We start from the raw sequence: 18,542 nt of genomic DNA on the forward strand, positions 1-18,542 counted from the left end.
TGCGGCGCGCTTCCGGTGATAATCGGTTCTTCCACAGGCGTTTGCCCACTTGGGTGGTGGCGCCGGTGAGTGCCTTCTCCAGCGTCTTGACCAGGACCGTCTCTAGACCGGGAACGACCACGGTCTTCCAGTCGTGAACCGCTGTCCGGGCGTTACGACGCGCGCACGGGCGCCGAGCCGGGCCTCGTCAGGTCCGGGTCGGCGCCCCTGTGGTGCGTGTCGTGCCCGGGCCGGCGCTGGGAGGGCCACCGGGAGGGGCACGGCCATGACCCTACCCTACGTTCGAACACACGTTCGAGGACGGTAAAGGTCAACCGTTAGTGACGGCGTCTTCCGCCGTTCACCCGATACGGGGAGGATGCGCGGCACCCGCCAACTACCGGAGGACCCGTTGAGACCTACCCCGCTCCGCGTCGGACTGGCGGTCACCGCCGCCTCGGCCGTGACGTTCGCCCTCGCCACGCCGATCCACGCGGCCCCGAGCCAGGACGCCCTCATCGCCGAGGTCTACGGCGGCGGCGGCAACTCCGGTGCCACGCTGACCCGGGACTTCGTCGAACTCGGCAACGCGGGCACCGCGCCGGTCACCGTCGACGGTTGGAGCGTGCAGTACCTCCCGGCGAGCGCGAGCGCGTCCAGCCAGTGGCAGGTCACCCCGCTGACCGGCTCGATCGCCGCCGGCGCGCGGTTCCTCGTCGCCCAGGCCAAGGGCTCCGGCGGCACGGTGGAGCTGCCCGCGCCGGACGTCACCGGCACGATCGCCATGGGCGGCTCCGGCGGCACGATCGCCCTGGTCACCGAGACCACGCCGTTGACCTGCAAGACCGCCGCCGACTGCGCCGCCGACGCGCGCGTGCGCGACCTGGTCGGCTACGGCACGTCGACGGTGGTCCGGGAGACCACCCCCACCGCCAACACGAGCAACACCACCTCGGCGGCCCGCCCCGCGTTGACCGACACCGACGACAACGCCGCGGACTTCACCATCGGCGCGCCGACCCCGGTCAACTCGAAGGGCCAGGGCCCCGGCACCCCCGACCCGGAGCCCGAGCCCGGCGACAAGCGCATCCGCGACATCCAGGGCACGACCCGCATCTCGCCGCTGCTCGGCCAGAAGGTCGCCGGCGTGCCGGGCGTCGTCACCGCCACCCGCGCTATTGGCGACCGCGGCTTCTGGATCCAGGACACCGCCCCCGACACCGACCCGCGCACCAGCGAGGGCCTGTTCGTCTACACGGCGGACCTGGCGCCGACCGTGGAGCCGGGCGACGAGGTGCTGGTCTCCGGCACCGTCGCCGAGTACCGGCCCGGCGGTGACGCGGCGAGCAACTCCAACCAGACGCTCACCGAGATCACCGGCGCCACGGTCACGGTGAAGTCCAAGGGCAACGCCCTGCCCGCGCCGGAGACCCTGAACCCGCCGGCGGGCTACCTGCCCACCGCGGGCGGTGGCAGCATCGAGTCCCTGCCGCTGGACCCGGCGACCTACGGCCAGGACTACTACGAGTCCCGCGAGGGCATGTACGTCCAGGTGGCCGACGCCCGCGTGGTCGGGCCCACGAACAACTTCGGTGAGACGTGGATCACCACCAACCCGACCCAGAACCCGACCCCCCGCGGCGGCACGATCTACCTCGGCTACGACCAGCCCAACAGCGGCCGGATCAAGGTCAAGCCCGGTGCCGCGACGCCCCAGGTGAGCAACGTCGGCGACGTGTGGCGCGGCACGACGGTCGGCAACGTCGAGTACACCAACTTCGGCGGCTACACCCTGGCCACCAAGACGGTCGGCGAGCACGTCTCCGGCGGCATCACGCCGGAAGTCACCGACGCGCAGCGCGCGCACGAGCTGTCGGTCGCCACGTACAACGTGGAGAACCTGGCCGCCACCAACGACCAGGCGAAGTTCGACCGCCTCGCCGCGGCCGTCGTGACCAACCTGAAGAACCCGGACGTCGTGGTGCTGGAGGAGATCCAGGACAACAACGGCGCCACCGACGACGGCACGGTGGCGGCGGACGCGACGTTCGCCAAGTTCACCGACGCCATCGCGGCCGCGGGCGGTCCCCGCTACCAGTGGCGCCAGATCGACCCGGTCGACAAGGCCGATGGCGGTCAGCCGGGCGGCAACATCCGGGTGGCGTTCCTGTTCAACCCCGCGCGGGTGTCCTTCGTGGACCGCCCGGGCGGTGACGCCACCACGGCGGTGTCGGTCGTGAAGCAGCACGGCCGCGCCGCGCTGTCGGTGTCGCCGGGCCGGGTCGCGCCCGCCGACGAGGCGTGGGAGTCCAGCCGCAAGCCGCTGGCCGGCGAGTTCAAGTTCCGCGGCCGCACGGTGTTCGTGGTCGCGAACCACTTCGCCTCCAAGGGCGGCGACCAGGCCATGCACGGCCGCTACCAGGAGCCGGTGCGCTCCTCCGAGGTGCAGCGCGCCCGGCAGGCCGCACTGCTGCGCGGCTTCGTGGACCAGGTCAAGGCGGTCGACCGTGGCGCCAACGTGGTCCTCGCCGGTGACATCAACGACTACCAGTTCTCCCCGGTGGTCCGGACCCTGACCGGCAACGGCGACGTGGTGGCCCTGATGGACACGCTGCCCGCGAACGAGCGGTACAGCTACGTGTTCGAGGGCAACTCGCAGACCCTGGACCACATCCTGGTCAGCTCCAACATCACCCGGTACCGCTACGACGTGGTGCACGTCAACGCGGAGTTCGCCGACCAGGCCAGCGACCACGACCCGCAGGTCGTGAAGCTGCGCCCGAGCACCGGCAACGCGCACGTCGACCAGTGGGTGTTCCTGCTGGAGGACATCGTGGAGCACCTGCCCAGGGCGTAGCCCGGAGCGGTGCGACGGCCCCTCGGACACCGCGTCCGAGGGGCCGTTCCCGTTCCGCGCCCGGTGTCAGTTCGCGCCGGGTGAGGTGGTGGTGGGTCGTGCCGTGGTGGTGACGGTCGGCTGCGGCGACGTGGTGACGGTCGGCCGCGCGGTGGTGGTGACGGTCGGCCGGGCCGTGGTGGTCACAGTCGGGCGTGGCGACGTGGTGTGGGTGGGCTGGGGTGACGTGGTGGTGGGTCGGGGCGTGGTGGTGGGGACGCCCGTGGTGGTGGGAGCGGGCTTGGTGGTGGTCGGGGGCTGGGGCGCGTCAGCGCACTGCGCGTCCTTCGGCAGGTTGGCGAACTGGTCGCCCTTGAAGTAGATGGCGCTGGACCACTGCGTGCCGCCGTCCTGCCTGCCGATGTTGAGCCACACGTCGTTGGTGTAACCGAAGTCCGTGACCGACTCGCCGTGCACCCAGCAGTAGACCCCGACCGTCCAGCCGGCCAGGACCGGGCTGCCCGGTGCCTGCGTGCACGACGTCGAAGGGCAGTGCCGGACGTTGACGTCGTGCCACGCCGTGGCGGAGTACTGCGGCGGCCCGCTCGCACCGACCTCGGCGGCAGCCGAGGCCGAGGCGGAACCGCCGGCGAGCAGCCCCGTGGCGGCGGCGACGACCGCGACGGCCGTGTTGCGGATCCTCATGGACATGTCCTCCCAGTAATCAGTCGATCACTGATAAGACGCCCCAGGCCGGCCCGGTGTTGCATCGAGCACGATGTCCACGAACGACCAGAGCCCCGGTCACCTGACGGTGCCGGGGCTCTGGTCCGCGGAGGATACGGGATTTGAACCCGTGAGGGGGTTAACCCAACACGATTTCCAGTCGTGCGCACTAGGCCGCTATGCGAATCCTCCGTGGCGGAGTCTAACGGAGGGCCTGCGCGCGCCCCAAAACGGGTGGTCGGTGGGTCGGGAGCATTGGCGACCAATGGGTTCGGTTAGGCTTGCCTAATGAAGAGTGGTCTCGTGGTCGTCCTGTCCGCCCTGCTGCTGGCCGCCTGTGGTGGCGGGGGCGGTGAGGCCGGGCCGTCCTCCTCGGGTGTGACGGTCGACACCCGATTCGGTCCGGTGGCGATCGAGAGGCCGCCGACGCGCGTGGTGGCGCTGGGCTGGTCGGACGCGGAGGCCGCGCTCGCGCTCGGCGTCCAGCCGGTCGGTGCGAGCGACTGGCTGGCGTTCGGCGGCAAGGGTGTCGGGCCGTGGGCGGAAGGGCTCTACCGGCAGGCGCCGACGCTGCTGGGCACCACCGAGATCGACTACGAGGCCGTGGCCGCGCTCCAGCCGGACCTGATCCTCAACACCCGGTCGGACAACGACCCCGAGAAGCACGAGACGCTGTCCAAGATCGCGCCCACGATCGGCGCGCCGAAGGACGTCATCCCGTACGGCACGTCGTGGCGGCAGCAGGTCGAGCTGGTCGCGAAGGCCCTGGGCAAGGTGCCCGAGGGCGAGAAGATCATCGCCGACTTGGACGCGAAGTTCGCCGCGAACCGGAAGTTCGAGGGCAGGACCACCGTGGTCGGCGCGTACTTCGACGGCAAGTTCGGCGCTTACGTCTCCGGCGACTCCCGGGCCGACTTCATGGAGGCGGTCGGCTTCACTCTGCGCGAGGACGTCGAGGCGCTGGCCGCGGGCACGTTCTACGTGGACATCTCCGCCGAGCGGCTGGACCTGCTCGACGCCGACCTGCCCGTGCTGTTCCCGATCGGCGGCGACGCCGCACCGCTCAAGGGCAACCCGCTGGTGCCGGAGAAGGCGCTGATCCTGGAGGACAAGACCCTGGTCAACGCCTTCTCCAGCGGTTCGTCGCTCGGCCTGGCCCACGCGCTCGACCACGCCGTGCCGCTGTTCACGGCCGCGCTGGGCTAGCGGGGTCGGGCTAGCAGAACCAGCCGTCCGCCACCCAGCCGTGCGCGTTGATGTGCCCGTAGGCGAAGCCGTAGAGGTAGTTGCCGGTCTTCGGTCCCTTCACCAGGAACGTCTGGCCCCGGTAGAGGGTGCCCATCCACGGGCCGTCGTTGGGCGCGGTGCGGACGTAGAGGTCGTTGGCGCACACCGTCTCGCGTTCGCCGACGGTGCCGTTGGCCGCCTGGGCCGGGGTCGCGGTGGCGACCAGGGCGACGGCGGCGAGCGCGACCGCTGCTGCTTTCACCACGAGTCGTACCCCCCGATGCACTCGATCCGGAGGTAGCCCCAGTCATTGGGGCCGTAGTCCATGCTCGCCGCCCACCCGTTGTAGACGGGGTGGGCGCCGGGCGTGTGGCCGATCTTGTTGCCGTAGGTCAGGGTGCGCTTGAACTCGACCGGGCCGACCGCGTGGTTGTAGTTGCCGTAGAAGCTCGCGGTCTGGCAGACGACGATGGCGTGCCGGGGCGGTACCGGTTCGGCCGCGGCGGTGGTGGCTCCGAGCAACAGGGCGGTGCACGCGAGGACGAGTGCCCTCATCTGGTTCCTCCTTCACCGGGTAGTGCCACTAACCGGTGAAATTCTCCCGTGCGGGGAGTGGGTGCGGACAGAGCCAGTGGGGCGACGGGTTACACTGGACCCGGACCTCGTGCGGCACACATCTCGCGAACCTCCCCAGGGCCGGAAGGCAGCAAGGATAAGCGGGCTCTGGTGGGTGCACGGGGTCCCCTTTCGTTGTCGGACCCTCCCGGTAAGGTCGCCGACGTGGCGCTCGCCCTCTACCGCAAGTACCGTCCGGCGACCTTCGGCGAGGTCGTCGGTCAGGAGCACGTCACCGAACCGCTGCGCACCGCCCTGGCGGCCGGCCGGATCAACCACGCGTACCTGTTCTCCGGGCCGCGCGGCTGCGGCAAGACGTCCAGCGCCCGCATCATGGCGCGCTCCCTGAACTGCGTGAACGGCCCGACGCCCGACCCGTGCGGCGAGTGCAACTCGTGCGTGGGCCTGGCGCCCAACGGGCCCGGCAGCGTGGACGTGGTCGAGCTCGACGCGGCCAGCCACGGTGGCGTGGACGACGCGCGCGACCTGCGGGACAAGGCGTTCTACGCGCCGGCCGAGTCGCGGTACCGGGTGTTCATCATCGACGAGGCGCACATGGTCACCCCGCAGGGCTTCAACGCCCTGCTGAAGATCGTGGAGGAGCCGCCCGAGCACCTGATCTTCATCTTCGCCACCACCGAGCCGGACAAGGTGCTGCCCACCATCCGCTCGCGCACGCACCACTACCCGTTCCGGCTGATCCCGCCGAGGGACATGCGTGCCCTGCTGGAGCGCAACTGCGCCGCCGAGGGCGTGGCGGTCGAGCCTTCGGTGTTCCCGCTGGTGATCCGCGCGGGCGGTGGGTCGGCGCGGGACACGCAGTCGGTGATGGACCAGCTGCTGTCCGGCGCGGGTTCGGAGGGGGTGCGCTACGAGCGGGCGATCGCGCTGCTCGGCGTGACCGACGTGGCGTTGATCGACGACGTGGTGGACGGGCTCGCGCGCGGCGACGGCTCGGCGGTGTTCGGCACGATCGACCGCCTGGTCGAGGCCGGGCACGACCCGCGCCGGTTCGCGTCCGACCTGCTCGACCGGCTGCGCGACCTGGTGCTGCTGCACGCCGTGCCGGACGCGGCGGAGCGCGGCCTGGTGTCCGCGCCGGACGACGAGCTGGCCAAGATGACCGCGCAGCGGGACGCGACCCGGCCCGCGACCGTCACCCGGTGGGCCGAGATCCTGCACCAGGGCCTGACCGAGATGCGCGGGTCGACCGCTCCCCGACTGCTGCTCGAACTCGTGACGGCGCGGATGCTCCTGCCCTCGGTCGGCGATGTCGAGTCGGGCCTGCTGCAACGCGTCGAACAGCTGGAACGCCACGGCCCACCCGCCGGCGGCGCACCGGCAGGCGGTGGCGCGGCACCGGAGCCCCGGTTCCAGCGCCCCTCGCAACGAGGCCCTGACCCCGCACCCGCGGCACCGCAGGCCCAACCGCCCACCGCGCCGCAGGCCCAGCCGCCCGCCGCGCCGCAAGCTCAGCCTCCCGCCGCTGCGGCCACGCCGCCCGCCGGGCACCAAGGCCCACCCGCGGCCGGGCCGCAAGCGAGCGCCGCGCCGCCCGGACTGCCCGCTCCTCCGGTGCTGAAGTCGGCGGCGATGAGGTCCGCCGGCGCACCGGCCCGCCCCGAGCAGGCGCCCGCCGAGGAGACCCGTGCCGCCGCCCCGCCGTACGCCGGCGAGCCGGTCCCGCCACCCGTCGCACCGCCTCCCGCCGAGGCACCGGCCGCACCGGTGGCCGCGGCGGGCGGTGTCGACGCGGTGGAGGTGCGCCGCCGCTGGTCGGAGCTGCTGAGCGTGGTCCGCGGCACGAGCCGGAGCACCGAGGCGATGCTCACCAACGCCGCGGTCGCCGACGTCGACGGCACCACGGTCACCCTCACCCACACCTCAGCCCCGCTGGCCCGCCGGCTCGCCGAGCCGCGCAACGCCGACGCCATCGCCGCCGCGTTCGCGCAGGTCCTCGGCGGCACGTGGCAGGTGCGGTGCGTGCCCGCCGACGCGGTGAGCGCCGCACCGCCCCGCTCGGCGCCGCAGAAGCCCGCCCGGCCCGCGCCGACCAGGCCGAGCCAGGCGCAGCAGCCGGGCCAGGCGCGCCAGCCGGAGCCGTCGCGGCCCGCGCCGTCCGGCCGTCCGCCCGTCGACGACGTGCCGCCGCCGCCCGAGCCGCCGGAGCCCGATGAGCCCCTCCCGCCGGAACCGGTGGACGAGGAGGAGATGCTGGCCGAGGCGGCCCTTCCCGGCGACGCGGACGACCAGCGGCTCGACCCGGAGGCCGTGGTGCTCAAGCTCCTCGCCGACGAGCTTGGCGCTCGGCCGTTGAAGGGCTGATCGACGCGACTACGCTGGCGAACGGCGGCAGACCCCGAAGAGAGGAACCCGCGGTGCAACCCGGTGGGCCCAACATGCAGCAAATCCTCCAGCAGGCGCAGAAGATGCAGCAGCAGCTCGCCGAAGCCCAGCAGGAGCTGGCCGAGGCCGAGGTGACCGGCACCTCCGGCGGCGGCCTGGTCACCGCCGTCGTGTCCGGTGGCGGCGAGCTCAAGAGCCTGACCATCGACCCGAAGGCGGTCGACCCGGACGACGTCGAGACGCTGTCCGACCTGGTCGTCGCGGCCGTGCGCGACGCCAACCGCGCCGCGCAGGAGCTGGCGGCCCAGAAGATGGGCCCGCTCGCCAGCGGCATGGGCGGGATGGACGACCTGGGCGGTCTCGGGAAGCTGTTCGGCTGATGTACGAGGGGCCCGTCCAGGACTTGATCGACGAGCTCGGCAGGCTGCCGGGCGTCGGTCCGAAGAGCGCGCAGCGCATCGCCTTCCACCTGCTCGCCGCGGACCCGGCCGACATCGGCCGGCTCCAGGACGCGTTGCAGAAGGTCAAGGACGGCGTGGTGTTCTGCGACGTGTGCGGCAACGTCTCGGCCGAGGCGACCTGCCGCATCTGTCGCGACCCGCGCCGCGACCTGACCCTGATCTGCGTGGTGGAGGAGCCGAAGGACGTGCTCGCGGTGGAGCGGACCCGCGAGTTCAAGGGCCGCTACCACGTCCTGGGCGGCGCGCTCGACCCGTTGTCGGGTGTCGGGCCGGACCAGCTGCGGATCAGGCAGCTGCTCACCCGGATCGGCACGGAGGTGTCGGAGATCATCATCGCCACCGACCCGAACACCGAGGGCGAGGCGACGGCGACGTACCTGGTGCGGATGCTGCGGGACTTCCCGGGCCTCACCGTCACCAGGCTCGCGTCGGGCCTGCCGATGGGCGGCGACCTGGAGTTCGCCGACGAACTCACCCTCGGCCGGGCGCTGTCCGGCCGGCGCAGCATGTGAGGCTCGTCGCCGTCGACGGGCCGTCCGGCTCGGGCAAGTCGACGTTCGCGGCACGCCTCGCCGCCGAGCTGGGCGGCGTGCCCGTGGTGCCGACCGACCACTTCGCCACCTGGGACGACCCGGTGTCGTGGTGGCCGCGCCTGGTCGCCGACGTGCTCGACCCGCTGTGGCACGGCCGCGAGGCCCGCTACCGGAGGCTGGACTGGACCGGTGGGACGCCGAAGCCGGGCGAGCAGGTCACCGTGCCGGTGTCGGACGTGCTGGTCGTCGAGGGTGTCTCGGCGGCCCGCCGGTCGATCGCCGCACGCCTGGACGAGGCGATCTGGGTGGAGCTGCCCGACCCGGCTGAACGCCTGCGCCGCGCCGTCGCGCGGGACGGCGAAGCGAGCCGTGAGCACCTGCGGCGCTGGCAGGCGTTCGAACGCGGCTGGTTCGTCGTGGACGGCACGAAGGCCCGCGCCGACCGGGTCGTGCTGGTCGACTGAGTACGCCCGATCAGGGCCCGACCCCGTCGAGCGACGCCCGCACGTCGTCCGCTTCCGGCGCTTCGACGGCGGTGAACCACTCCAGCGCCCTCAGCCAGTGCTCCCGCGCGCCCGCGAGGTCGCCGGTGGCGGCCAGCACGTCCCCGGCCAGGTGCGCGGCCCGCGCGTGCACGCACCGCTGCCCCGTGGTCGCGCTCATCTCCAGGCACCGCAGCGCCAGGTCGAGCGCCTGGGCCGGGTCGCCCTGGTCGAGCCTGATCCGCCCGAGCACGGCCAGCACGTCCACCTCGGCGATCCGCAGCCGGTAGCGGACGGCGCTGTCCAGGGCCTGGGTCGCCGAGTAGCGCGCCTCGTCCAGCCTGCCCGCCGCGCGGTGGGTCAGCGCCAGGCTCCGCCGCGCCGCGCAGATGCCCAGCGGGTAGCCGGTCTCCTCGGCGATCCGCAACGCCTCCGTGGTGCGCTCGACCGCCTCCTCCAGCCTGCCCAGCCCGCACAACGCCTCACCCAGGGCGTTCTTCGCGTCGCACAGCCCCTTCAGGTTGCCCAGCTCCTCCGCGATGCCCACCGCCCGCCCTGCCTCGCGCGCGGCGTCGGCCCAGCGGCCGCGCATCACGTGCGCCAGCGCCAGGCCCTCGTGCGAGAAGTGCGCGACCCGGCGGGCGCCGGCGCGTTCGTACAGCTCACCGCACCTCTCGTAGAGCTCGGCGGCCCGCTGCGGCCGGCCCAGGAACAGGTGTACCTCGGCCAGCGCCCGGTGGCTGTCGGCCTGGGTCATCCAGGCGCCGAGCCGGTTGCCGACGTCCAGCGCGCCCTCGAACGACGACACGGCCCGGTCGAGCTGCCCGAGCTGCATGTAGACGCCGCCGAGGTTGAGCTGGGCGATGCCCTCCTGCTGCAACGCCCCGATGGCCCGCGTGATCACGAGCGCGCGCTCCAGGTGTTCCGCGGCCTGCTCCAGGTCGCCGATGTCGATGCAGACCGCGCCGAGGTTCGCCAGCACGGCGGCCTCCACGGCGGGGGCGGCGCCGGTGCGCTGCTGGATCGGGATCGCCCGCCGGAAGTAGTCGACGGCCACCCGGTGCTGCCCGATCGCCCAGTACAGCGTGCCCAGCGACGACAGCATCGCCACCTCGCCGGCCGCGTCCTGGGAGGCCTGCGCGACCGACAGACCGGCCTTCGCGGTCGCCAGCCACTCCACCGGCAACCCGATCGTGTAGAAGTACCGCCGCAACGCGTCGGCCAGTTGCCACACGTCCCGGTCGGGCTGGCGGTCGGCGGCGTGCACGACGAGCCCGACCAGGTTGCTCCGCTCGGCGTCCAACCAGGCCAGGGCCTCGGCCGAGGTGGAGAACAGGCGCGGCGTCACGCCCGCCACCACGTCGTTGCGCGGCAGCCGCAGCAGGGTGCTCTTGAACGCGTCGGTGGCGTTGTCCACCGACCGGATCGACCAGTCCAGCAGCCGCCGCGACGCCTGCGCGCTCTCCGCCGCGTCGTCCTCGATCTCGCGCCGTTCGGTCGCGTAGTCGCGCAGCAGGTCGTGGAACTGGTAGCGGCCCGGCGCGTGGTTGTCCACCAGGTTCGCCGTGGCCAGCCGGTCCAGCCGCCGCCGCGCGTCCTGCGTGGTCAGCCCGCCCAACGCCGCCGCCACGTCGGGCGTGATGTCGCCCGGGGCCAGCGACAGCAGCCGGAACAGCGACGCCAGCTCCGGCTTGAGCGCCGTGTACGACAGGTCGAACGCCGCGTGCACGGCCGCCCGCTCGTCACCCTCCACGGCCAGCGCCGCCAGCCGGTTGCCCGCGCGCAGCTCCTCCACGTACGAGGCGATGGTGATCTCCGGCCGGGACAGCAGGTTCGCCGCCGCGATCCGCAGCGCCAGCGGCAGGTGCGCGCACAGCTCGGCCAGCTCGTCGGCCGCGTCGGACTGCGACGCCACCACGTCCTCGCCGAGCATCCCGGCCAGCAGCGCCCGCGTCTCGGCCCGGTCGAGCACGTCGAGGCGCACGTTCGACGCGGCGTGGCTGACCGCCAGCCCGCGCAGGGTGTCCCGGCTGGTCACCAGCACCGCGCACCCCGGCGAGCCGGGCAGCAGCGGCCGGATCTGCTCGGCGTTGGCCGCGTTGTCCAGCACCAGCAGCACCTGCTGGTCGGTCAGCCGCGACCGGAACATCGCCTCCTGCTCGTCCTGGTCCAGCGGCACCGACTCGGGCGGCACGCCCTGCGCCCGCAGGAACCGCGGCAGCACGTCCACCGCGCTCAACGGTGGCCCCTGGGCGTAACCGCGCAGGTTCACGTACAGCTGCCCGTCCGGGAAGAAGTGCCGCATCTTGTGCGCCGCGTGCACGGCCAGCGCCGTCTTGCCCACGCCGGGCGGTCCGGCCAGCGTCACCACCGGCACGCCCTGCGCGGTCCGCAGCAACGCCTCGATCAGCTGAACGGCCTGCTCACGGCCCACGAAGTCGCCGATGTCGGCGGGCAGCTGCGAGGGCACCACCCGGTCACGCCGCGCCGCGGTCGCGTGCTGCCCCGGGTCGAGCGACGGCGACCCGCCGAGCACCTGCTGGTGCACGCGCCGCAGCTCGTCGCCCGGGTCGATGCCCAGCTGCTCGGCCAGCAGCCCGCTGACCCGCCGGTAGGCGCCCAGCGCGTCGGCCTGCCGCCCGGACCGGTACAGCGCGATCATCAGCTGCGCCCACAGCCGTTCCCGCAGCGGGTGCTCGCTGGTCAGCCGGGACAGCTCGGGGATCAGCTCGGCGTGCCGGCCCAGCTCCAGGTCCACCTCGACCCGGCGCTCCTCCACGTGCAACCGACGTTCACCCAGGCGGGGCACCTCGTCGCGGTGCAGCACCTCGGACGGTACGTCCACCATCGCCGGGCCGCGCCACAGCGCCAGCGCGGCGGTGAAGATCGCCGACGCCGACTCCAGCCTGCCCGCGGCCCGTTCCCGCTCGCCCTCCTCGACCAGCTGCTCGAACCGCCTCACGTCGATCGTGCGCTCGTCGACGTCGATCAGGTAGCCGTCCGGCACGGTCCGGATCGGCACCGCCGGGCCGAGCACCTGCCGCAGCCGCATCACGTAGGTCTGCAGCGTGCCGCGGGCCCGCGCGGGAGGCTCGGCACCCCAGATGTGCTCCGCCAGCTCGTCCACCGAGACACCGGCTCCGGCGCGCAGGAGCAGCGACACCAGCAGCGACCGCTGCCGTCCCGCCCGCACCACGACCTGCTCGCCGTCGACCAGCACCTGCAACGGGCCGAGGACGCGGAACTCGACCACAGGGCTCACCGGCGACCTCCCTCCGCACGTGTGCAGGTTTCTGTTGTCCGTTGTACAGCGTAGGAGGGCGTTTGCCCGATCGGTCGTGGTCACGTTGGGTCAGCGAAGGTGCGCCGGACGTATGAGAATGCTGATTCACGTGGCCGGATCGTGACCTGTGTTACCTCGGAAGGGATGTGGTGACCGGTTAGGGTCCCTGACCACACCGTGAGATCCCGGATTTCCCTAGGGGTGTTTGATGGCTCATTCCCGAACGGCTCGGCGCCGTTGGACGGCCGCGATCGGCCTGACCGGCGTCGCCGCGCTCGCACTGTCCGCCTGCGCCGAATCCGGCCGCACGGACGACCCGGGGGCCGGCCAGGTCGGTGGCACGCTCACCTTCGGTGCGGCTGGTGCTCCCAAGCTGTTCGACCCGTTCTACGCCACTGACGGCGAGACGTTCCGCGTCTCCCGCCAGATGTACGAGGGTCTGGTCGGCTTCAAGCCCGGAACGGCCGAGGTGGAGCCCGCCCTGGCGACGAAGTGGGACTCGTCGGAAGACGGCAAGACGTGGACGTTCACACTGAAAGAAAATGTGAAATTCCACGACGACTCGGACTTCAACGCCGAAGCGGTGTGCTTCAACTTCGACCGCTGGTACAACCAGAAGGGCGCCGGTCAGTCCGACGCCGTTTCGCAGTACTGGCTGGACAACTTCGGCGGCTTCGCGGACACCCCCGACAAGCCGTCGCTCTACAAGTCCTGCACCGCCAAGGACGCCAAGACCGCCGTCATCGAGCTGAACGAGGCCACCTCGCAGTTCCCGTCGGTGCTGGGCTTCACGTCGTTCTCCATCTCGAGCCCGACGGCGCTCAAGCAGTACGACGCGGACAACGTGGTCGCGGCCGGTGACAGCTTCACCTACCCGGCCTACGCCAACGAGCACCCGACCGGCACCGGGCCGTTCAAGTTCTCGAAGTTCGACAAGGCGAACAACGTCGTCGAGCTCGTGCGCAACGACAACTACCACGGCACCAAGGCGAAGCTCGACAAGATCGTCTTCCGGATCATCCCGGACGAGACCGCCCGCAAGCAGGCGCTCGAGGCCGGCGACATCGACGGGTACGACCTGCCGAACGCGGCCGACTGGCCGGGCCTGAAGGAGAAGGGCTTCAACGTCGCGGTCCGCCCGGCGTTCAACGTCCTCTACCTGGGCATCAACCAGAAGAACAACCCGAAGCTGCAGGACCTCAAGGTCCGCCAGGCCCTGATGTACGCGATCAACCGCGACCAGCTGGTGAAGTCGCAGCTGCCCGAGGGCGCGTCGGTGGCCACGCAGTTCATGCCGAGCACGGTCGACGGCTACAACAAGGACCTGAAGGCGGTCGGCTACGACCCGGAGAAGGCCAAGGCGCTGCTGGCTGAGGCAGGCGCGTCGGACCTGACGCTGAAGTTCTTCTGGCCGACCGAGGTCACCCGGCCGTACATGCCGAGCCCGAAGGACATCCAGGCCGCCATCGCCGGCGACCTGGAGAAGGCGGGCATCAAGCTGGAGGTCTCCTCCAAGCCGTGGAACGGCGGTTACCTGACCGACGTCGACCAGGGCATCCCGGACCTGTTCATGCTGGGCTGGACCGGCGACAACGGCACCGCGCACAACTGGATCGGCACCTTCTTCGGCCGCACCGACAACCGGTTCAACACCGGCGCGTCGCCGTGGGGCGCGGAGCTGGCCGCCGAGCTGGCCGCGGCGAGCTCCGAGCCGGACGAGACCAAGCGCAGCGACATGTACGTCGAGCTGAACAAGAAGATCATGGAGCAGTACTTGCCCGCCATCCCGGTGTCGCACTCGCCGCCGGCGCTGGTGCTCAAGTCGGACGTCAAGGGCGTCGTGCCCAGCCCGCTGACCGACGAGAGGTTCGGCCAGGCCAGCAAGGGCTGAGTCGCACACCTCCGGATAGAGATCACGGGGTAGCTCAATGCTCCGCTACACGATCCGACGGCTCATCCAGCTCGTCGGCGTGGTGCTGGTGCTGTCCCTGCTGCTCTTCGCGTGGTTGCGCGCTCTCCCGGGAGGGCCGGTCTCGGCCCTCCTGGGGGAGCGCTCCACGCCCGAGTCGCGGGAAGCCCTCACCAAACAGCTCGGCTTGGACCAGCCGATCTTCGTCCAGTACGTCAAGTTCCTCGGGCGCGCCCTGTCGGGCGACTTCGGCGTGTCGACGGGCGTGCAGCCCGGTGACTCGGCCCTCGACATCTTCCTCCAGCGCTTCCCCGCGACGATCGAGCTGAGCGCGCTCGCGATCCTCATCGCGGTCGCCGTCGGCATCCCGCTGGGGTACATGGCGGCGAAGCGCCGCGGCGGCTGGTTCGACAACATCAGCGTCGGCGGCTCGTTGCTCGGCGTCGCCGTGCCGGTGTTCTTCCTGGCCTACGTGCTCAAGGACGTGCTGTCGTCCGCCTTGGGCCTGCCCACCGAGGGCCGCCAGGACGCGATCAACGCGACCCGGGTCACCGGGTTCTTCGTCCTCGACGGCGTGCTCACCCAGGAGTGGGACGCGGCGCTGAACGCGCTGGAGCACCTGATCCTGCCCGCGGTCGCGCTGGCCACCATCCCGTTCGCGGTGGTGTTCCGGATCACCCGGGCCGCCGTGCTCGACGTGCTCGACGAGGACTTCGTGCGCACCGCCGAGTCCAAGGGCCTCACCGCGCCGACCATCCGGCGCAGGCACGTGCTGCGCAACGCGATGCTGCCGGTGGTGACCACCATCGGCCTGCAGACCGGCGCGCTGCTGGCGGGCGCGGTGCTGACCGAGAAGGTGTTCTCGTTCGCCGGGGTCGGCCAGGCGCTGGCCATCGGGTTCGAGAGACGCGACTACCCGGTGCTGCTGCTGCTGATCATCATGGCCACGATCGTGTACGTGGTGGTCAACCTGCTGGTGGACCTCTCGTACGCGCTCATCGACCCGCGGATCAGGACGAGGTAGGCCGCGATGGTCACTCCGACGCGCAAGAAGGACCGGATCGACTCGCTCGCCGGGAGCAGCGCCGACGCCGGTGTCAGCCTCGCCGCGAGCGCGTGGCGCACGTTGCGCCGCAGCCCGGTGTTCCTCACCGGTGCCACCATCATCAGCCTGTTCGTGCTGGTGTCGCTGCTGTCGCCGTGGCTGGCGCCGCACGACCCGTCCGACCCGATGCTGATCGACCAGGTCGTCAAGGCCCGCAACCAGATCCCGCCGGTCCAGGACGGCCACCCGCTCGGCGGCGACCTGCAGGGCCGCGACTTCTTCTCCCGCCTGCTCATCGGCTCGCAGCAGACGCTGATCGTGGGCGTGCTGGCCACCCTGATCGGGTTGGCGGGCGGGCTGACGCTCGGCACGCTGGCGGGTGCGTTCGGCGGCTGGGTCGACTCGGTCGTCATGCGCCTGGTCGACGTCATGCTGTCGCTGCCCAGCCTGCTGCTGGCGTTCAGCATCAGCGCGATGTTCGCCCGGCCCAACCAGTACACCGTGATCGTCGCGGTGGCGGTGGTGCAGATCCCGGTGTTCGCGCGGCTGCTGCGCGGCTCGATGCTCGCCCAGCGGCACAGCGACCACGTGCTGGCCGCGACCGCGCTGGGCGTGAAACCGGGCGCCATCGTGTTCCGGCACATGCTGCCCAACTCGCTCGGACCGGTGATCGTGCAGTCCACGCTGGTGCTGGCCACGGCCATCATCGACGCGGCGGCGCTGTCGTTCCTCGGCCTGGGCAACCCCGACGACCGGATCCCGGAGTGGGGGCAGATGCTCGGCGACGTGCAGAACGTGTTCGACACGCACCCGCAGCTGGCGTTCTGGCCGGCGGGCTGCATCATCGTCGTCGCGCTCGGCTTCACCCTGATGGGTGAGACGCTGCGCGAAGCCCTCGACCCCAAGAGCAGGCGGTGAGTCGTGCCACTCCTCGAAGTACGTGACCTCACCGTGGTTTTCGAGCGCAAGGGGGAGAAGCCCTTCACCGCCGTCGACCACGTGAGCTTCGACGTGGAGCCGGGCCAGACCGTCGGCCTGGTCGGCGAGTCGGGGTGCGGCAAGTCCGTGACGTCGTTGGCGATCATGGGGTTGCTGCCCAGGCGCGGCGCGCGCGTGTCCGGTTCCGTGCAGTACGAAGGCGTGAACCTGCTGTCGCTGTCCGACCGCGAGATGCGCGACAAGCGCGGCCGTGACCTGGGCATGGTGTTCCAGGACCCGCTGTCCTCGCTGAACCCGGTGATCCCGATCGGGGTGCAGGTGACCGAGGTGCTGGAACGGCACCGGGACATGCCGCGCAAGAAGGCGATGCTGGAGGCGGCCGAGCTGCTGGACAAGGTCGGCATCCCCGACCCGACCCGGCGGCTGTCGGAGTACCCGCACCAGCTGTCCGGCGGCATGCGGCAACGCGCGCTGATCGCGATCGCGCTGGCGTGCCGTCCCCGGCTGCTCATCGCCGACGAGCCGACCACGGCGCTGGACGTGACGATCCAGGCGCAGATCCTGGCGCTGCTCAAGGAGCTGGTGCACGACCTGGGCACCGCACTGGTCATGATCACGCACGACCTGGGCGTGGTCGCGGGCCTGTGCGACGAGGTGAACGTGCTCTACGCCGGTCGCGTGGTGGAGAAGGCGCACCGGCACGAGCTGTTCGCCGCGCCGCGCCACCCGTACACGCACGGCCTGCTGTCGTCGATCCCGCGGCTGGACGCGCCGCGCGGCGAGAAGCTGAATCCGATCCGCGGCTCGGTGTCGGACAACATCCCCTGGTCGGAGGGCTGCGCGTTCGCGCCCCGCTGCCCCAACAAGCTGGACGTGTGCGTGCGGGTGACGCCCGAGCAGGAGGACATCGGCGGCGGCCGGCTGCTGCGCTGCCACAACCCGGTGAAGCCGCCGGTGGCCGAGGAGGTGTCGGCGTGAGCACTGCGGTGACTCCCGGACCAGGGACCCCTCAGTCGGATCATCCGGGTGACACCCTGGTGTCCGTGGAGGGCATCAAGGTCCACTTCCCGATCAAGCGCGGCGTGATCCTCGACCGCACGGTCGGCCACGTGTACGCGGTGGACGGCGTCGACCTGTCGGTGCGGCGCGGCGAGACGTACGGCCTGGTCGGCGAGTCGGGGTGCGGCAAGTCCACCCTCGGGCGGGCGGTGCTGCGGCTGACCGAGCCGACGGCCGGGCGGGTCGTGTTCGACGGCACGGACCTGTCGACGTTGAAGGGCGAGGAACTGCGCCGGATGCGCCGCCGGATGCAGATGGTGTTCCAGGACCCCATGTCGTCGCTGGACCCCCGGCAGTCGGTGGAGTCGATCCTGGTCGAGGGCCTGCGGGCGCACGACCTGGACAAGGGCCGTGAGGCGACCGGCAAGCGGCTGCGCGAGCTGCTGTCGGCGGTCGGGCTGCCGTCGACGTCGCTGCGCAAGTACCCGCACGAGTTCTCCGGCGGCCAGCGGCAGCGCATCGGCATCGCGCGGGCGCTGGCGGTCGAGCCCGACCTGATCATCGCCGACGAGCCGGTGTCCGCGCTGGACGTGTCGGTGCAGGCGCAGGTCGTCAACCTGCTGGAGGAGCTGCAGGACGAGTTCGGGCTCACCTACCTGGTGATCGCGCACGACCTCGCCGTGGTGCGGCACATCTCCGACCGGGTCGGCGTGATGTACCTGGGCGGCCTGGTGGAGGAGGCGACCTCGGACGACCTCTACGCCGAGCCGCTGCACCCGTACACCAGGGCGTTGCTGTCGGCGATCCCCGTGCCGGACCCGGTGGTGGAGGACCGGCGCGAGCGGATCCTGCTCACCGGCGACCTGCCGTCACCGGCGAACCCGCCCAAGGGCTGCCGCTTCCACACCCGCTGCCCGTGGAAGCAGGCCACCCGCTGCGACACCGAGCGGCCCGAGCTGCGCGAGGTGCTGCCGGGGCACCGGGTGGCGTGCCACTGGGCGGAGGACATCCGGGCGGGCAAGCTCCGGCCGCACGAGGTCGAGGCCGTGCTGGTGGAGGAGGACGGCATCTCGCCGGACATCCCCCTGGTCGGACCCGCCTCGGTGACGGAGGCGCTGAACCCGTGAGCCCGTGTCCGGGGGCGCCCGCCCGCGCCCCCGGA

15 protein-coding genes, 1 tRNA gene and 1 other RNA gene are annotated in these 18,542 nt (G+C 71.7%); 12 read left to right on the forward strand and 5 right to left on the reverse strand.

Annotated features, from left to right (window positions below):
- Positions 1–391 precede the first annotated feature (391 nt).
- Positions 392–2,836, forward strand: a complete 2,445-nt coding sequence (locus B0I31_RS17330) for an endonuclease/exonuclease/phosphatase family protein (RefSeq protein ID WP_342751488.1) — start codon at positions 392–394, stop codon at positions 2,834–2,836.
- A gap of 66 nt (positions 2,837–2,902) precedes the next feature.
- Here B0I31_RS17330 and B0I31_RS40670 read toward each other — a convergent pair whose 3' ends face one another.
- Both B0I31_RS40670 and B0I31_RS17345 read right to left on the reverse strand, forming a co-directional pair.
- Positions 2,903–3,520 (reverse strand): hypothetical protein, encoded by a 618-nt coding sequence (locus B0I31_RS40670; RefSeq protein WP_181320209.1) that lies wholly within the window; start codon positions 3,518–3,520, stop codon positions 2,903–2,905.
- Between the two features lie 128 nt (positions 3,521–3,648).
- A tRNA-Ser gene (locus tag B0I31_RS17345) sits at positions 3,649–3,733 on the reverse strand.
- A gap of 96 nt (positions 3,734–3,829) precedes the next feature.
- Here B0I31_RS17345 and B0I31_RS17350 point away from each other — a divergent pair.
- Positions 3,830–4,747: an iron-siderophore ABC transporter substrate-binding protein gene (locus tag B0I31_RS17350; protein WP_106616404.1), complete on the forward strand. Its 918-nt coding sequence runs from the start codon at positions 3,830–3,832 to the stop codon at positions 4,745–4,747.
- A 10-nt stretch (positions 4,748–4,757) separates the two neighbouring features.
- Here B0I31_RS17350 and B0I31_RS17355 read toward each other — a convergent pair whose 3' ends face one another.
- Complete coding sequence (locus tag B0I31_RS17355) at positions 4,758–5,033, reverse strand: hypothetical protein (protein ID WP_219910735.1); 276 nt, start codon at positions 5,031–5,033, stop codon at positions 4,758–4,760.
- Positions 5,027–5,323, reverse strand: a complete 297-nt coding sequence (locus tag B0I31_RS17360; protein WP_073897372.1) for a hypothetical protein — start codon at positions 5,321–5,323, stop codon at positions 5,027–5,029. Before B0I31_RS17360 ends, B0I31_RS17355 begins: the two co-directional genes overlap by 7 nt.
- A 99-nt stretch (positions 5,324–5,422) precedes the next feature.
- On the opposite strand from B0I31_RS17360, the gene ffs reads away from it, so the two are divergent.
- The 5 genes from ffs to B0I31_RS17385 all read left to right on the forward strand — a co-directional run bounded on the left by ffs (position 5,423) and on the right by B0I31_RS17385 (position 9,187).
- An RNA gene (gene ffs / locus B0I31_RS17365) (signal recognition particle sRNA small type) lies at positions 5,423–5,517 on the forward strand.
- A 31-nt stretch (positions 5,518–5,548) separates the two neighbouring features.
- Complete coding sequence (locus tag B0I31_RS17370) at positions 5,549–7,708, forward strand: DNA polymerase III subunit gamma and tau (protein ID WP_106616406.1); 2,160 nt, start codon at positions 5,549–5,551, stop codon at positions 7,706–7,708.
- A 74-nt stretch (positions 7,709–7,782) separates the two neighbouring features.
- Positions 7,783–8,109 (forward strand): YbaB/EbfC family nucleoid-associated protein, encoded by a 327-nt coding sequence (locus B0I31_RS17375; RefSeq protein ID WP_219910736.1) that lies wholly within the window; start codon positions 7,783–7,785, stop codon positions 8,107–8,109.
- On the forward strand, positions 8,109–8,702 hold the full coding sequence (recR, locus tag B0I31_RS17380; RefSeq protein ID WP_053715664.1) for a recombination mediator RecR: 594 nt from the start codon (positions 8,109–8,111) through the stop codon (positions 8,700–8,702). The genes B0I31_RS17375 and recR overlap by 1 nt, the downstream gene beginning before the upstream one ends.
- Positions 8,699–9,187 (forward strand): uridine kinase family protein, encoded by a 489-nt coding sequence (locus tag B0I31_RS17385; protein ID WP_106616407.1) that lies wholly within the window; start codon positions 8,699–8,701, stop codon positions 9,185–9,187. The genes recR and B0I31_RS17385 overlap by 4 nt, the downstream gene beginning before the upstream one ends.
- Before the next feature lie 10 nt (positions 9,188–9,197).
- Here the strand turns inward: B0I31_RS17385 and B0I31_RS17390 are convergent, their stop codons facing one another.
- Positions 9,198–12,467 carry an AfsR/SARP family transcriptional regulator gene (locus B0I31_RS17390; RefSeq protein WP_106616408.1) on the reverse strand — a complete coding sequence of 1,090 codons (3,270 nt, stop codon included), beginning with the start codon at positions 12,465–12,467 and terminating at the stop codon, positions 9,198–9,200.
- A 229-nt stretch (positions 12,468–12,696) separates the two neighbouring features.
- Here B0I31_RS17390 and B0I31_RS17395 point away from each other — a divergent pair, with 229 nt between their 5' ends.
- Genes B0I31_RS17395 through B0I31_RS17415 form a run of 5 tightly spaced genes read left to right on the forward strand, consistent with a single transcriptional unit; the run spans position 12,697 to position 18,507 of the window.
- A complete protein-coding gene (locus B0I31_RS17395) occupies positions 12,697–14,379 on the forward strand; it encodes an ABC transporter substrate-binding protein (RefSeq protein WP_106616409.1) in 1,683 nt (560 codons plus the stop codon).
- 37 nt (positions 14,380–14,416) lie between these two features.
- On the forward strand, positions 14,417–15,421 hold the full coding sequence (locus B0I31_RS17400) for an ABC transporter permease (RefSeq protein ID WP_106616410.1): 1,005 nt from the start codon (positions 14,417–14,419) through the stop codon (positions 15,419–15,421).
- 6 nt (positions 15,422–15,427) lie between these two features.
- A complete protein-coding gene (locus tag B0I31_RS17405; protein WP_106616411.1) occupies positions 15,428–16,360 on the forward strand; it encodes an ABC transporter permease in 933 nt (310 codons plus the stop codon).
- A gap of 3 nt (positions 16,361–16,363) precedes the next feature.
- Positions 16,364–17,359: an ABC transporter ATP-binding protein gene (locus B0I31_RS17410; RefSeq protein WP_106616412.1), complete on the forward strand. Its 996-nt coding sequence runs from the start codon at positions 16,364–16,366 to the stop codon at positions 17,357–17,359.
- A 56-nt stretch (positions 17,360–17,415) separates the two neighbouring features.
- Entirely contained in the window at positions 17,416–18,507 is a 1,092-nt protein-coding gene (locus B0I31_RS17415; protein ID WP_106616581.1) for an ABC transporter ATP-binding protein, read from the forward strand.
- The last annotated feature ends 35 nt before the right edge of the window (positions 18,508–18,542 follow it).

It is taken from the genome of Saccharothrix carnea, assembly GCF_003014735.1.
Lineage (GTDB): Bacteria > Actinomycetota > Actinomycetes > Mycobacteriales > Pseudonocardiaceae > Actinosynnema > Actinosynnema carneum.

Bases quoted from the DNA above. Each gene is read 5' to 3' on its own strand.
- B0I31_RS17400 (WP_106616410.1), top strand. From the start codon at position 14,417: ATGCTCCGCTACACGATCCGACGGCTCATCCAGCTCGTCGGCGTGGTG.
- B0I31_RS17350 (WP_106616404.1), top strand. From the start codon at position 3,830: ATGAAGAGTGGTCTCGTGGTCGTCCTGTCCGCCCTGCTGCTGGCCGCC.
- recR (WP_053715664.1), top strand. From the start codon at position 8,109: ATGTACGAGGGGCCCGTCCAGGACTTGATCGACGAGCTCGGCAGGCTG.
- B0I31_RS40670 (WP_181320209.1), bottom strand. From the start codon at position 3,520: ATGAGGATCCGCAACACGGCCGTCGCGGTCGTCGCCGCCGCCACGGGG.
- B0I31_RS17405 (WP_106616411.1), top strand. From the start codon at position 15,428: ATGGTCACTCCGACGCGCAAGAAGGACCGGATCGACTCGCTCGCCGGG.
- B0I31_RS17395 (WP_106616409.1), top strand. From the start codon at position 12,697: ATGGCTCATTCCCGAACGGCTCGGCGCCGTTGGACGGCCGCGATCGGC.
- B0I31_RS17360 (WP_073897372.1), bottom strand. From the start codon at position 5,323: ATGAGGGCACTCGTCCTCGCGTGCACCGCCCTGTTGCTCGGAGCCACC.
- B0I31_RS17375 (WP_219910736.1), top strand. From the start codon at position 7,783: ATGCAGCAAATCCTCCAGCAGGCGCAGAAGATGCAGCAGCAGCTCGCC.